Annotated in this window: 12 protein-coding genes; 8 read left to right on the forward strand and 4 right to left on the reverse strand. The window is 71.4% G+C overall.

The window, feature by feature from the left end; genetic code table 11:
* Positions 1-3: 3 nt before the first annotated feature.
* The 4 genes from J3S20_RS17600 to J3S20_RS17615 are packed head-to-tail and all read left to right on the forward strand — an operon-like array spanning position 4 to position 3,221.
* On the forward strand, positions 4-846 hold the full coding sequence (locus J3S20_RS17600) for an ABC transporter permease (RefSeq protein WP_216837822.1): 843 nt from the start codon (positions 4-6) through the stop codon (positions 844-846).
* Positions 839-1,612 (forward strand): ABC transporter ATP-binding protein, encoded by a 774-nt coding sequence (locus tag J3S20_RS17605; RefSeq protein WP_343215245.1) that lies wholly within the window; start codon positions 839-841, stop codon positions 1,610-1,612. The genes J3S20_RS17600 and J3S20_RS17605 overlap by 8 nt, the downstream gene beginning before the upstream one ends.
* Positions 1,612-2,487, forward strand: coding sequence for a polysaccharide deacetylase family protein (locus J3S20_RS17610; protein ID WP_216837823.1), 876 nt, complete (start codon positions 1,612-1,614; stop codon positions 2,485-2,487). Before J3S20_RS17605 ends, J3S20_RS17610 begins: the two co-directional genes overlap by 1 nt.
* Before the next feature lie 8 nt (positions 2,488-2,495).
* Complete coding sequence (locus J3S20_RS17615) at positions 2,496-3,221, forward strand: aspartate/glutamate racemase family protein (protein ID WP_216837824.1); 726 nt, start codon at positions 2,496-2,498, stop codon at positions 3,219-3,221.
* Here the strand turns inward: J3S20_RS17615 and J3S20_RS17620 are convergent.
* Positions 3,199-4,269 (reverse strand): FAD-dependent oxidoreductase, encoded by a 1,071-nt coding sequence (locus J3S20_RS17620; protein ID WP_216837825.1) that lies wholly within the window; start codon positions 4,267-4,269, stop codon positions 3,199-3,201. The two genes, J3S20_RS17615 and J3S20_RS17620, sit on opposite strands and share 23 nt — an antisense overlap.
* 80 nt (positions 4,270-4,349) lie before the next feature.
* Between J3S20_RS17620 and J3S20_RS17625 the strand changes: the two genes are divergently transcribed.
* Positions 4,350-5,801, forward strand: a complete 1,452-nt coding sequence (locus J3S20_RS17625) for an N-acyl-D-amino-acid deacylase family protein (RefSeq protein WP_216837826.1) — start codon at positions 4,350-4,352, stop codon at positions 5,799-5,801.
* Between the two features lie 4 nt (positions 5,802-5,805).
* Here J3S20_RS17625 and J3S20_RS17630 read toward each other — a convergent pair whose 3' ends face one another.
* The 3 genes from J3S20_RS17630 to J3S20_RS17640 all read right to left on the reverse strand — a co-directional run bounded on the left by J3S20_RS17630 (position 5,806) and on the right by J3S20_RS17640 (position 10,744).
* Positions 5,806-8,883 carry an efflux RND transporter permease subunit gene (locus tag J3S20_RS17630; protein ID WP_216837827.1) on the reverse strand — a complete coding sequence of 1,026 codons (3,078 nt, stop codon included), beginning with the start codon at positions 8,881-8,883 and terminating at the stop codon, positions 5,806-5,808.
* 13 nt (positions 8,884-8,896) lie between these two features.
* Complete coding sequence (locus J3S20_RS17635) at positions 8,897-10,033, reverse strand: efflux RND transporter periplasmic adaptor subunit (RefSeq protein WP_216837828.1); 1,137 nt, start codon at positions 10,031-10,033, stop codon at positions 8,897-8,899.
* Positions 10,034-10,111: 78 nt separating this feature from the next.
* Complete coding sequence (locus J3S20_RS17640) at positions 10,112-10,744, reverse strand: TetR/AcrR family transcriptional regulator (RefSeq protein WP_216837829.1); 633 nt, start codon at positions 10,742-10,744, stop codon at positions 10,112-10,114.
* Positions 10,745-10,835: 91 nt separating this feature from the next.
* Between J3S20_RS17640 and J3S20_RS17645 the strand changes: the two genes are divergently transcribed.
* The 3 genes from J3S20_RS17645 (at position 10,836) to J3S20_RS17655 (ending at position 13,317) form a co-directional block, all read left to right on the forward strand.
* On the forward strand, positions 10,836-11,219 hold the full coding sequence (locus J3S20_RS17645) for a VOC family protein (RefSeq protein ID WP_216837830.1): 384 nt from the start codon (positions 10,836-10,838) through the stop codon (positions 11,217-11,219).
* A 13-nt stretch (positions 11,220-11,232) separates the two neighbouring features.
* Positions 11,233-12,378 carry an MFS transporter gene (locus J3S20_RS17650; protein WP_216837831.1) on the forward strand — a complete coding sequence of 382 codons (1,146 nt, stop codon included), beginning with the start codon at positions 11,233-11,235 and terminating at the stop codon, positions 12,376-12,378.
* A 120-nt stretch (positions 12,379-12,498) separates the two neighbouring features.
* Complete coding sequence (locus J3S20_RS17655; protein WP_216837832.1) at positions 12,499-13,317, forward strand: transporter substrate-binding domain-containing protein; 819 nt, start codon at positions 12,499-12,501, stop codon at positions 13,315-13,317.
* The last annotated feature ends 3 nt before the right edge of the window (positions 13,318-13,320 follow it).

The raw sequence follows: 13,320 nt of genomic DNA on the forward strand, positions 1-13,320 counted from the left end.
GCCATGTCGGACGTGACCCTCACCCAATCCACCGCGGTGCCGCCCTTGCCGGCGCTGCGGTTGTGGCGGCACGTCCGGCCCGTGCTGCTTTCGCTGATCGTGCCGCTGCTGCTGCTGGCCTTCTGGCATTGGGCGGTGGCGGCGGGGATGACGCGGCTGATCCCCTCGCCGGCGGAGGTCGCCGAATACATGGTGGACTTCGCGGTGGGCGGCATCTGGGACGATGCTTTCTCCGCCACGCTGCATATCCACCTGCTGGCCTCCGCCAGCCGGGTCTATGGCGGCTTCCTGCTGGCGGCGCTGGTCGCCGTGCCGATCGGCATCCTGATCGGCCGCGTCGCGCTGGTGCGGCAGCTGCTCGATCCCTTCCTGCAATTGATGCGGCCGATCCCGGTCACCGCCTGGCTGCCGCTGTCGATGATCCTCTTCGGCCTGGGCACGCAATCGGCCTTCTTCCTGGTCTTCCTCGGCGCCTTCTACCCGATCCTGCTGAACACCATTCTCGGCGTGAAGAATGTCGAGCCGCGGCTGTTCGAGGCGGCCGCGATGCTCGGCTGCCGCGGCAATGCCCAGTTTTTTCGAGTCGTGCTGCCGGCGTCCTTGCCTTCCATTTTCACCGGGCTCCGCCTTGGCCTCGGCCTCGCCTGGTTCGTCATCGTGGTGGGGGAGATGACGGGCGTGCCGCAGGGGCTGGGCGCCGTCATCATGGACGGGCGCACGCTGAGCCGCACCGAGCTGGTGATCTGCGGCATGATCGTGATCGGCATCGCCGGCTTCCTCTCCGACCGCCTGGTCGTGCTGCTGATGAACCGCCTACTGCGCTGGAGCCCGATGCACCGTGGCTGAGATCCCGATCCTCGACATCCAGGGCGTGGGCAAGACCTACATCCTGAACGACAGCCGCATCGAGGCGCTGCGCGATGCGAACCTGACCGTGCGCAAGGGCGAATTCATCTGCCTGATCGGCGCCTCCGGCTGTGGCAAGTCCACGCTTCTCCGAATTGTCGCGGGCTTCGAGGCGCCGACGGCAGGCCAGGCCCTGATGTGGGGCAAGCCCATCACCGGGCCGGCGCCGGATCGCGGCATGGTCTTCCAGGATTACGGCCTGTTCCCCTGGCTGACGGTGCGCGAAAACATCGGCTTCGGCCCGGCCAGCCGCGGCCGCCCCAAGGCGGAGGTGCGCGACACCGTCGAACGCTTCATCGCGCTGATCGGCCTGACGCGCTTCGCCGATGCCTATCCGCACCAGCTCTCCGGCGGCATGAAGCAGCGCGTCGCCATCGCCCGCGTGCTGGCCAATGACGCCGAGGTGGTGCTGATGGACGAACCTTTCGGCGCGCTGGATGCGATGACGCGCGAACGCCTGCAGGATGAACTGCTGGAGCTGTGGCAGCGCACCGGCCTCACGGTGCTTTTCGTCACCCATTCCATCGAGGAGGCGATCTTCCTCTCCGACCGCGTCGTGGTGATGGAGCCCGGCCCCGGCCGCATCGCCAGCGCGCATCCGGTGGAGCTGCCGCGGCCGCGCGACGTCTCCTCCCCCGAATTCAACGCGGTGCGGCGCGATCTCGGTGCGCGGCTGCATTCGCACCATGCGAAGAAGGCGGCCTGATGCGCCCCGAACAACGCCTGCGCTACACCACGCCCGCCGACCGCCCACCCAGCGCCCTGCCGAATGGCGCCAAGGTTGCCGTCTGGCCAGTGGTGAATGTCGAGAACTGGCTGATCGACAATCCCATGCCGCGCCAGGTGCTGGTTGCGCCCACCGGCGTGCCGCTGCTGCCGGACATCGCCAATTGGGGCTGGCACGAATACGGGATGCGCGTGGGCTTCTGGCGCTTCCTGGACGCCTTCCAGAAGCGCGGCATCCGGCCGACGCTCTCCGTCAATGGCTCGGTCTGCACTGCCTATCCGCGTGTGGCCCAGGCGGCGCATGAGGCAGGCTGGGATTTCATGGGCCATGGCCATGTGCAGGTGCCGACGCACAAGGTGCCGGACCAGCGCGCCATGATCCGCCAGACCATCCAGGCGATCCAGGACTGCACCGGCGCCCCGCCGCTCGGCTGGCTGGCCCCCGGCCTGACGGAAACGCTGGAGACCGCGGACCTGCTGGCCGAGGCCGGGTTGCGCTACTGCGCCGATTGGGTGGTGGATGACCTGCCCTGCCGGCTGGAGACGGCGGACGGGCCGATCTTCACCATGCCGTATAGCGTGGAGCTGAACGACATCCCCGTGGTGATGATCCAGCACCATGACGAGCAGGAACTGCCTCGCCGCGCCCGCCTGCACGCCGCGCGCCTGCTGGCGGAGGCGGGCAGCACGCCGCGCATCATGTGCATCGCCATCCACCCCTATATCTCCGGCGTCCCGCACCGCATCGCGGCGCTGGAGCAGATGCTGGACGACCTTGCCGCCATGCCCGGCATCGCCTTCCTGCAGGCGCGCGAAATCCTGGCGTGGTACGAGGGCTGCGGCGACCCAACCTGAGTGACCGCATGAAGCTGCTGCTGATCAACGCCAATACCACCGAGGCCATCACCGACCGCCTGGTGGAGATCGCACGCGGCCTGGCGCCGCCGGGCATCGCCATCCAGGGCGCCACCGGCCGCTTCGGCGCCCGCTACATCGCCAGCCGCGCCAGCAGCGCCATCGCCGCCCATGCCGCGCTGGATGCCTACGCGGAACACGGCGCGGGGGCGGATGCGGTACTGATCGGCTGCTTCGGCGATCCCGGCCTGGATGCGCTGCGCGAGCTGGCGCCGGTGCCGGTCTTGGGGCTGGCCGATGCCTCCGCCGCCGCAGCCCAGGGCCGGCGCTTCGGCGTGGTCACCGGCGGCGCCGCCTGGCAGCCGATGCTGCAAGAATTCTTCGCCGGCCGTGGCTACGCGGCGCAGCTCGCCGGCATCCGCACCGTGGCCCCCACCGGCGGCGAAATCGCGCGGGACCCGGAGGGCGCGCTGGCGCTGCTCACCGAAAGCTGCCGCGCCTGCGTGGAGCAGGACGGGGCGGAGGTGGTGATCCTGGGCGGCGCGGGCCTTGCTGGCCTGGCCGCGCGCATCGCGATCGGCGTGCCGGTGCTGTGCTCGGTGGAAATCGGCATCTTCGCGGCGCTCGCAGCCATGGGACAGGGCGGCGCCGGGCTGATGCCGCATGGCGCGGTGGAGACCATCGGCCTGTCGCCGGCGCTGGCGACGCGGCTCAGCGCTGATAGCGGGCCATGAAGCGCCGGTCGATCCGGTCCTTCAGCCACCAGACCCAGCGGCCGGCGAAGACCAGGCCGTTGCGGGTGCCGAGGGCGCTTCCATCGGCCAGGGACAGCAGCCGCAGATAGTCCCGCTGCGGCGCAAAGGGTCTCGGGGCCTCACCCGCCGCCACGGCCCGCAGATTGGCCGCCAGCACCGGCCCCTGCCGCACCGCAAAGACGCCGGCCTTGGGCAGACCACCCGGAAAGCTCGCCACATCGCCGGCGGCGAAGATCTGCGCCTGGCCCTCAGTCCGCAGGCAGGCATCGACGCGCAGGAAGCCGCGCGCATCGCGTGCCAGCCCGGTTTCCGCCAGCCAGGGCGCCGCAGCGGCGCCGGTGGCCCAGACCAGCGCCTCCGCCTGCAGCGGCGGGGCGGCGGCGAAGTGCAGGGTGCCGGGCGTCACCTCCACGACGTCCTCGCCCTGCCGCAGCGTCACCTCTCGCCGCGCCAGGGCATCCGCCGCGCGCTGCCGCAGCCGCGGCGGGAAGCCGGGCAGCAGGCCGGCCGCGCCCGTCACCAGCGTCACCGCCGCCTGCCAGCGCAGCGCCAGCGCCACCTCGAACCCCGCCGCGCCCCCGCCCACCACCGCCAGGCTGCGGGAGTCCGCCAGGCGGCCAAGCCGTGGCAGCAGCGCGTCGATCGGCTTCAGCGGCAGGGCATGGGCGGCGGCGCCGGGCGTGCGCATATCGGGCGTGGCACCGGTATCTATGGAGAGCAGGTCCCAGGCGATGTCCTCGCCCGAGGCCCGCCGCACCAGGCGCCGCGCGGGGTCGATCCCCGTGGCGCGGTCCAGCACCAGCGCCACCCCGCAGCGCGCCGTCAGCGCCGCCATGTCGACCAGCGCCTGCACCGGCCGGTAGAGCCCCGCCATCACGCCCGGCAGCATGCCGGAATAGGGCGACTGCGCCTCCCGCGTCAGCAGCGTCACGCGCCAGCCGGGCAGGGGGTTTGCGCCAAACTGCCGCAGCACCTCCAGATGCGCATGGCCGCCGCCGAGCAGCAGAAGGTGGCGGCGGTCGGGCATGGGAGGATCCTGGTCGCAATGGGCTTCCATCTCAGATGGGCCGGCGCCATGCTCCGCGCAACGCATCAGGACCCCGCCCGATGACGCTCCGCTGCGACCTGATCCTCCGCGACGCCACGATCATCGACGGCACCGGCCGCCCGCGCCGGCGCGGCGACGTGGCGGTGCAGGACGATCGCATCGCGGGGCTCGGCGACCTCGGCGCCTGGTCGGCGGAGCGGGAGGTGATGGCGGAGGGCCGCGTGGTGGCGCCCGGCTTCATCGATGCGCATACGCATGACGACCAGGCCGTGCTCTGCGGCCCCGCCTGCATGCTCTGCAAGACCAGCCAGGGCGTCACGACGGTGGTCGTCGGCAATTGCGGCATCAGCCTGTCGCCCGTGCCGATGCGCGAGCGCCCGCCCGCGCCACTCGACGGCGTCTGCGCCCCTGAATGGTGGATCTTTGACAGTTTCGGTGCCTATGCGGAGCGGCTGCGCACGACGCCATCTTCGGTGAATACGCTCGCGCTGATCGGCCATATGTCGCTGCGCGTTGGCGCCATGGGCCGCGACACCGGCCGCCCGGCGACGGACAAGGAGGCGGAGCGGATGCGCAAGCAGCTCGCCCAGGCCCTGTCCGAAGGCGCCGCCGGCTTCTCCACCGGTCTCTTCTACCCGCCGAGCAAGGCGGCGCCGACCGAGGAGGTGATCGCGGTGGCGGAGACGCTGCGCGACCACAAGGGCCTCTATGTCACGCATATGCGCGACGAGGCGGACCATGTGCTGGACAGCATCGAGGAGACGTTGCGCATCGGCAAGGCGGTCGGCGCGCCCGTCATCATCAGCCACCACAAATGCGCCCAGCCCGAAAATCACGGCCGATCGGTGGAGACGCTGCCGCTGATCGCGCGGCATGCGGCGGACTATCCCGTGGCCTTCGACGTCTATCCCTATACCGCCTCCTCCACTTCGCTGGCCGCGCGCAAGCCGCGTCCCGATGTGCCGGTGACGGTCACCAGCTCCGTCCCGCATCCGGAAATGGCGGGCCGCGCGCTGTCCGACATCGCGCAGGAATGGGGCGTGTCGCTGGAGGAGGCGGCGCAGCGCCTGACGCCGGGCGGCGGCGTCTTCCACAACATGGCGGAGGACGATATGCGCCGCATCCTGGCGCATCCGCTGTCGATGGTGGGCAGCGATGGCGGGCCATTGGCAAAACATCCGCATCCGCGCCTCTGGGGCACCTTCCCGCGGGTGCTCGGCCAGTATTGCCGTGAGCTCGGCCTGTTCGATCTGGAGACGGCCGTGCACAAGATGACGGGCCGCACGGCGGCGATCTTCGGCATCCCGGACCGTGGCGTGCTGCGGGAAGGCGCCTTCGCCGACCTCGTGCTGTTCGATGCCGCCACGGTGCGCGATCGCGCCACCTTCACCGAGCCGAAGCAGGCGGCCGATGGCATCGTCGAGACCTGGGTGAACGGCCAGTCCGTCTACACCCATTCCGCCGGCGCCAGCGAGACCCCCGCCGGGCGCCTGCTGCACCGCGCGGCCTGATCGCCTATTCGGCCGGCGCCAGCGCCCCCGCCGGTGCCGAAGCGGCCCGCTTCGCCCGCGGCAGGGCCAGCGCATGCAGCGCCGGCACCACCAGCAGCGTGGCGACGGTGCCGAGTGCCAGCCCGCCGATCATCGCCGCCGCCATCGGCCCCCAGAAGACCGAGAGCGTCAGCGGCACGAAGGCCAGCACGGCGGCCAGCCCGGTCAGCACCACCGGCCGCGCGCGGCGCACGCTGCTTTCGATGATCGCCTGGCGCAGCGCCATGCCGTGCTCCACATCCTGCCGCACCTGGTCCACCAGGATCAGCGTATTGCGCATCACCATTCCGGCCAGGGCGATCACGCCCAGAAGCGCCACGAAGCCGAAGGGCATGTCCAGCAGCAGCAGCGCCGCTGCCGCGCCCGGTATGCCCAGCGGCGCCGTGGCGAAGACCAGCGCGACGCGGCCGAAATGGCGCAGCTGCACCATCAGGATCAGCAGCATCACCGCGATCATCGCCGGGAACAACGCGAAGAGGCTGGCATTGGCCTTGCCGGATTCCTCCGCCGCGCCGCCCACCTCGATCCGCATGCCCACGGGCAGCCGCGCCTCGATCTCGCGCATTCGCGGCAGTGCGGCGGCCGTCACATCCGGCGGCTGCAGCCCGGGCGCGACATCGGCACGCACGGTGAGGAATGCCTCCCGGTTGCGGCGCCAGAGGATGGGCTCCTCCATCACCGGCTCCAGCCGCGCCACCTGGCCGAGCGGCACGGGACCGGCTTCCGTCACCAGCGTGAGATCCGCCAGGTTGGACAGGCCCAGCCTTTCGGCGGCCGGTGCGCGCAGCACCACATCCACCAGCCGCGCGCCTTCCCGCAGCCGCGTCGCCGTCACGCCGGAGACCAGCGCCTGCATGGATTGCGCGACGGCCTGGGGCGAGAGGCCGAGCTGGACCACGCGTTCCTCATCCAGCACCAGGCGCATGGCGGGCGCGCGCTCGCCCCAGGCCAGCTGCACGTCGCGCGTGCCCGGCGTGGCGCGCATCCCGGCCATCACCTGCTCCGCCGCCACCCGCAGCTGTTCCGGCGAGCCGCCGACGACGCGGAACTGCACCGGGTAGCCAACGGGCGGGCCGAAATCGAGGCGGGAAACGCGCACCCGCGCCCCCGCCACCGCGCCGGTCTCGACGAAGGCCAGCAGCTTCTCCCGCAGCCTTTCGCGGGCCGGCACGTCGCGCGCCTGGATCACCAGCTTGCCGAAGGCCTCGTTCGGCAGATCGGGGTTCAGCGCCAGGAAGAAGCGCGGCGCGCCGGCGCCGATATAGGCGGTGGACATCACCGCATCCGTATCCTGCGCGATCTCCGCCTGCACCTGCTCCACCGCCGCGCGGGTGGCGGCGAAGGTGGAGCCCTGGCGCAGGTTTACATCCACCAGCAGTTCGAGGCGGGAGGAGGTGGGGAAGAACTGCTTCTTCGTCATGCCGAGGCCCACAAAGCCCGCGGCCAGCACCGCCAGCGTCGCCGCCAGCACGACCCAGCGATAGTCCACGCACCAGGCCACCATCCGCCGCAGCAGGCGATAGAAGCGCCCGTCATACAGCGAGTCATGCGTCACCACATGCTTCGGCACCGGCAGCAGCTTCACGCCCAGCCAGGGCGTGAACCAGACGGCGACGAGCCAGGAGGCCAGCAGCGCACCCCCCACCACCCAGAAGATGCCGCCCGCATATTCGCCGCTGGTGGAGGCGGCGAAACCCACCGGGATGAAGCCCGCCATGGTCACCAGCGTGCCGGACAGCATCGGCGCCGCGGTGCTGCCCCAGGCGAAGGCGGCTGCGCGGGCCTTGTCCCAGCCTTCCTCCAGCTTCACCACCATCGCCTCGATCGCGATGATCGCGTCATCCACCAGCAGGCCCAGCGCCAGGATCAGCGCGCCGAGCGAAATCCGCTCCAGCTCCGTGCCCCAGTAGAGCATCATCAAAAAGACGGCGGCGAGCGTCAGCGGCACCGACAGCGCCACGATGATGCCGGCGCGGACGCCGAGCGAGAGGAAGGAGATCAGCAGCACCACGCCCAGCGCGGCGACGAATTTGGTCAGGAACTCCGCGACGCTCTCCGCCACGATATGCGGCTGATCGGAGACGAGCTGCAACTCCAGCCCGAGCGGCAGGTCGCGCCGCACCTCCGCCAGCGCCTGCCGCAGGCTTTCGCCCAGCGCCAGCACATTGAAGCCGGGCTGCTTGACGACGGAGATCATCACCGCGCCGGCGCCATCGTGGAACACGGCCGCGCTCGGCGGATCGGCCAGGCCGCGCGAGACCTCCGCGATATCGCCCAGGCGCAGCGTGCGGTCGCCGAGGCTGACCGGCACATTGCGGATCGCCTCCACCCCGTCCAACCCGCCGCCGACGCGCAGATGCACGCGCAGCGCACCGGTTTCCACCACGCCGGCCGGCGCCACGGGGTTCTGCCGCGCCAGCGCATCCAGGATGGCGGAAGGCGCGATGCCCAGCGTGGCCAGCCTGGCATGGCTGACCTCCACATGGATGCGCTGCGCGATCTCCCCCTGGATCGCCACCTTCTCCACCCCCGGCACGCGCAGCAGGCGCAGGCGGATCTGCTCCGCCTGGCGCACCAGCTCGGGGTTCTCCGCGCCGGTCAGGGCCATCACGGCGGAGTAGACGTCGGAATATTCGTCGTTAAAGAAGGGGCCCTGCACGCCGGCCGGCAGGCTCGACACGATATCGCCCACCTTCTTGCGGACCTGGTACCACAGCTCCGGCACCAGCCGCGGCGGCGTGGTGTCGCGCAGCACGATGGTGGTCACCGCCTGGCCGGGCCGCACATAGGTCTCCAGCCGGTCGAGATGCGCGAGGTCCTGCAGCCGGCTCTCGATGCGGTCCGCCACCTGCGCCTGCATCTCCGCAGCCGTCGCACCAGGCCATTGCGCCGTCACCACCATGACCTTCAGCGTGAAGGAGGGATCCTCCGCCCGGCCGAGCCGCAGATAGGCGCCGGTGCCGAGCACCGCGAGCAGCAGGATGGCGAACAGCGTCAGCGCGCCGTTCCGCACGCCCCAGGCGGAAAGGTTGAAACGATCCATGATCGGCGCTCCCTCAGCGCAGGGTGGCGGAAAGGCGGGTCTGCACCACGCGCACGCGCTGGCCGGGGTCGAGCAGCTGTGGCCCGAGCGCCACCACCTGGTCGCCCTGCGCCAGCGGCCCGGTGACCTCCGCCGTCTGCTCCGCCAGAGCCAGCACCTGGACCGGCACGGCCTCGATCCGCGATGCGCCGCCGCTGGGGGGCAGCAGGCGCCAGACCATCGGGCCATGCCCGCGGTCATGCAGGGCGGAGAGCGGCAGCCGCGCGGCGGCCTCCCCCGGCTGGGCCAGGCGGATGGTGCCGGTCATGCCCAGCGCCACCCAATCCGGCGCGGCATCGAGCGTGAAGCGCACGGCATAGGTGCGCAGCGCGGCATCGGCCTGCGGCGCCACTTCCCGCAGCCTGGCCGCGACCGGAACATCCGGCCGCGCCCAGAAGCGGGCCTCGGCCTGGGCGGTGGCGAGGCCCGGCAGCGCCGATTCCGGCACGCGGACCAGCAATTCGCGCTCCGCCGGATCGGCCAGGCGCAGCACGGCCTGGCCTTCCGGCACCACCTGCCCGGCCTCCGCCAGCAGCGCCGTCACCACGCCGGGGGAGGGCGCGCGCAGCGTGGCGTAGGACAGGCGGTTGCGGGCGAGTTCCAGCGCCGCCTGGGCGGAGGCGACGCGTTCCGCCGCGGCGCGGGCACTGGCCACGCGCTGGTCGTCATAGCTGGCCGAGACATGGCCTGCGGCGCGCAATTCGCGGGACCGTGCGGCCTCGTTGCGCGCCTGGCGGGATTGCGCCTCGGCCGAGGCCAGGTCGGCTTCCGCCGCGCGCAGCGACAGGCCGAGATCGGCGGGGTCGAGCTGCGCCAGCACCTCGCCCGCTGCCACAGGCTGCCCGACCTCCACCGCGCGGCTGACGATGCGCCCGCCGGTGCGGAAGCCCACCTCCACCTCCCGCCGCGCCTGCACCACGCCGGTATGGGCCGAGAGGTTGCGGGCGGAGGACAGCACCACCTCTGCCACCTGCACGGGGCGCGGGCTCTCGGCCGCCGGGGCGGGTGGCGGGGCGGAGGCTTCGCCGTTGCAGGCGGTCAGCAGCCCCATGCCGATGCCGGTGAGGATCGGCAGGGACAGCAGCAGGGCGGGGGCGCGGGGGATCGTCATGGGGGGTCGCTCGCAGCTATCTGCGGCAGGCTTACCCCTTATGAATGATGAAAGTCAATAATCGTCAGCCGGCAGAAATCAGGGCCGCAACCCCCGCAGCAGCAGCTCGATCACCAGGCCGAGCTTGCCGGCCATCTCCTCCTCCGGCTCATCGCGCAGGCCGCATTCGGCGATCAGCACCGGATGCATGAAGCCGATGGTGGCCATCTTGATGGCGGTGGCCGTCGCATCCGCATCCAGACGGGCGAATTCGCCGCTGGCCGCGCCATCCATCAGCACGTGGCGGATGGCGGTGCGGATGCCCTCGATGAAGCGTTCCACCACGCCCCAATGCTCGGCCATGGCGGCGGTGACCATGTCGTGCAGCCGGCGCTGGGTGAAGAACAGGGCCATGTGGCGGTGATGCAGCGTCTCCAGCAGCGTGCGCAGGCGCTCCGTCGCCGTGCCGCGGCCGCGGGCGATGGCCCAGAGCTCGGCCTCCACCCCGTCCAGCATGCGCGCCGCGATCACCTCGTTGATCGCCGACTTGGAGGGGTAGAAGCGGTAGATATTGGCCGGCGACATGCCGAGTTCGCGGGCGATATCGGCCACCGTGGTCTTCTGGTAGCCGATCGTGCGGAACAGCGTCTCCGCCATGTCCTCGATGCGGCGGCGCGTCTCCTCGGCGGTGGCGCCGCGGCGCTGGGCGGCCTCCCGGGTGCTTGTGCTCATGACGATTTACCTAAACCATCATTCGTCAAATTTCCAGCCTCCCACCGCCGGCCACTTGGAAAACCATCCCGGAATGCGCGACAAAGGGATCATGAGCCCTTATCGATTCGATCACATCCATCTTCGCAGCCCGGACCCCGAGGCCACCGCCGCCTTCTATGTCTCGGCCTTCGGCGCCGAGATCAAGCAGCGCGTGACCCCCGGCGGCAAGCTGCGAGTCGTGCTGGACCTGGCCTCCGTGCCGCTGTTCGTGGAGGAGGTGCCGGCCGGCACCGCCGCCCCGCCGGCGCCGCCCTTCCTGGGGCTGGAGCATGTGGGGCTCGGCGTGGACGACCTGGACGCGGCGCTGGCCGACCTGAAGGCCAAGGGCGTGCCCTTGATTTCCGGCCCCACCGAGGCACGCCCCGGCGTCCGCATCGCCTTCCTGCAGGCGCCGGATGGCGTCCGCGTGGAGCTGATCGAGCGCCGCGGCTGAGATCGCGCTGCCGATGACGCGCTGGCCCCCTGTCGCCGCCATGCTGGCCGGCGGCATCCTGGGGGCGGCGCAGATCGGCAAGGTGCCGGCGGCGATGACCACCATCGGCGCCGAATTCAGCCTGGGCCTGACCGGGGCCGCGCTGCTGGTCTCGCTGTTTGCGCTGATGGCGGCCCTCGGCGGGCTCGGCATCGGCCTGGCGGTGGCGCGCATCGGGCCGCGCCGGGCGCTGCTGAGCGGCCTGGGGCTCGGCACCCTCGCGGCCGCGGCCGCCGCGCTGGCGCCCAATACACCGCTTCTCCTGCTGGCCCGGGTTGCGGAAGGCGCCGGCTTCCTGCTGCTGGTGGTGGCCGGCCCGGGGCTGATCGCCGCCTGCGTCGCGCCGCGCGACCGCGGCTTCGCCATGGGCCTTTGGGGCACCTATATGCCCGCCGGCATCGCGCTCGGCCTGCTGAGCGCACCGCTGGTGGAGGCGCAGGGCTGGCGCCTGGCTTGGCTGGGGCTGGCCCTGGCGCTGGGCGGTGCCGCGCTGCTCTGCATCTGGCTGGTGCCGCGCGCCGCCGCGACCGAGGCACCGGCCGCGGCGCCGATCCTGGCGCAGCTGCGCGCCCTGGCCGCGGCACGTCGGCCGCTGCGCATCGCCACCGCCTTTGCCACCTACAACGTCATGTATTTCGGCATCGCGGCCTTCCTGCCGGCCCGGCTGGAATCGCTCGGCGCCGGCACCGGCGGGGCAGGGGCCGCGGCGGCGCTCGCCGCGCTGGCCAATGCGGGCGGCAACCTGGCCAGCGGCCTGCTGATGCGGCGTGGCGTGGCGGCGGACCGGCTGGTGGTGGTGGGCGCGCTCGGCATGGCGGTGACTGCGGCGGGCGTCTATCTGGTGCCGCAGCCGGCGGCGGTGGTGGCGCTGGCGGTGCTGGCGTGTGGCATTGGCGGCGTGCTGCCGGCGGCCTGCTTCGCGCTGCTGCCACGCGCCGTGCCCGACCCGGCGCTTGTGGCGCCGGCGGTCGGGCTGGTGATCCAGGGCAACAACCTGGCACAGCTTCTGGCGCCGCCGCTGATCGGCGCGCTCGCCTCCTCCTCCTGGGCGCTGGCCTCACTGCCGCTGCTGGTGGCGGGGCTGCTCGCGACTTTGGCAGGACGCGCGCTGGCGCGCTGATTTCGCGCGCGCCGCGGCCTTGCCGGCCCGCGTCGCCCCCGCCAAGCTGCATCCCACGCGGCCGATCAAGCGCCGCATGCAGGGATCGCGCACGCCAACCGAGTCGAAGGAAGCGTATACATGCCAAGCCATCTCGATCGCCGCCACCTGCTCGGCCTCGCCGCCGCGCTGCCGCTGCTGGGCACCACCGCCCAGGCGCGTCCGCTGGAGCAGGTGCTCTCCACCAAGCGCCTGCGCGCCGGCATCAACCCCACCCTGCCGCCGATGGGCCTGTTCAACGAGCGCAACCAGATCGACGGCTTCGATGCCGACATCGCGCGCGAGATCGCCCGGCGCATGAATGTCGAGCTGGAGATCGTGCAGGTCGGCAGCCCCGATCGCATCCCCTTCCTGCAATCCGACCGCATCGACATCGTGCTGGGATCCATCACCCGCACGGTGGAGCGCGCGCTGGTCATCGACTACACGGTGCCGCTGCACACGCAGTCCATGGTGGTGCTGACCAAGGCGAGCGGCACCGCCGTGCCGATCGAGAAGCCAGCGGACCTGAACAATCGCGCCGTGCGGCTGGTGCAGGTACGCGGCACGGTGGGCGTGCCCTGGATCCAGGCCAATGCGGCGCAGGCGCAGGTGACGCTGCTGGACAACTACCCCGACTGCTTCCGCGCCCTGGCGCAGGGCCGCGCGGATGCCATGGTGGATGTGGCGGAATCCATCGTCATCCCGATGCGCAACTTTCCCGTGCAGTGGAAGATCCTGGACGAGGTGCTGGCCAGCTTCTGGGTCGGCATCGGGGTGCAGAAGGGCAATACCGCGCTGAAGGACGTGCTGAACGTCATCCTCTTCGAAATGCACCGCAGCGGCTTCGTCAACACCACCTGGCAGAAGTATTTTGGCGTGCCGATGACCACGCCGATCCCCTTCAACCCGATGTTCTGAAGC

The sequence above is a fragment of the Falsiroseomonas tokyonensis genome (assembly GCF_019024325.1).
Classification (GTDB): Bacteria; Pseudomonadota; Alphaproteobacteria; order Acetobacterales; family Acetobacteraceae; genus Falsiroseomonas; species Falsiroseomonas tokyonensis.

What these genes read in the sequence shown, in the direction of transcription:
- J3S20_RS17600 (WP_216837822.1), top strand. Translation starts at nt 4, where the DNA reads ATGTCGGACGTGACCCTCACCCAATCCACCGCGGTGCCGCCCTTGCCG.
- J3S20_RS17610 (WP_216837823.1), top strand. Translation starts at nt 1,612, where the DNA reads ATGCGCCCCGAACAACGCCTGCGCTACACCACGCCCGCCGACCGCCCA.
- J3S20_RS17615 (WP_216837824.1), top strand. Translation starts at nt 2,496, where the DNA reads ATGAAGCTGCTGCTGATCAACGCCAATACCACCGAGGCCATCACCGAC.
- J3S20_RS17620 (WP_216837825.1), bottom strand. Translation starts at nt 4,269, where the DNA reads ATGCCCGACCGCCGCCACCTTCTGCTGCTCGGCGGCGGCCATGCGCAT.
- J3S20_RS17625 (WP_216837826.1), top strand. Translation starts at nt 4,350, where the DNA reads ATGACGCTCCGCTGCGACCTGATCCTCCGCGACGCCACGATCATCGAC.
- J3S20_RS17630 (WP_216837827.1), bottom strand. Translation starts at nt 8,883, where the DNA reads ATGGATCGTTTCAACCTTTCCGCCTGGGGCGTGCGGAACGGCGCGCTG.
- J3S20_RS17635 (WP_216837828.1), bottom strand. Translation starts at nt 10,033, where the DNA reads ATGACGATCCCCCGCGCCCCCGCCCTGCTGCTGTCCCTGCCGATCCTC.
- J3S20_RS17640 (WP_216837829.1), bottom strand. Translation starts at nt 10,744, where the DNA reads ATGAGCACAAGCACCCGGGAGGCCGCCCAGCGCCGCGGCGCCACCGCC.
- J3S20_RS17645 (WP_216837830.1), top strand. Translation starts at nt 10,836, where the DNA reads ATGAGCCCTTATCGATTCGATCACATCCATCTTCGCAGCCCGGACCCC.
- J3S20_RS17650 (WP_216837831.1), top strand. Translation starts at nt 11,233, where the DNA reads ATGACGCGCTGGCCCCCTGTCGCCGCCATGCTGGCCGGCGGCATCCTG.
- J3S20_RS17655 (WP_216837832.1), top strand. Translation starts at nt 12,499, where the DNA reads ATGCCAAGCCATCTCGATCGCCGCCACCTGCTCGGCCTCGCCGCCGCG.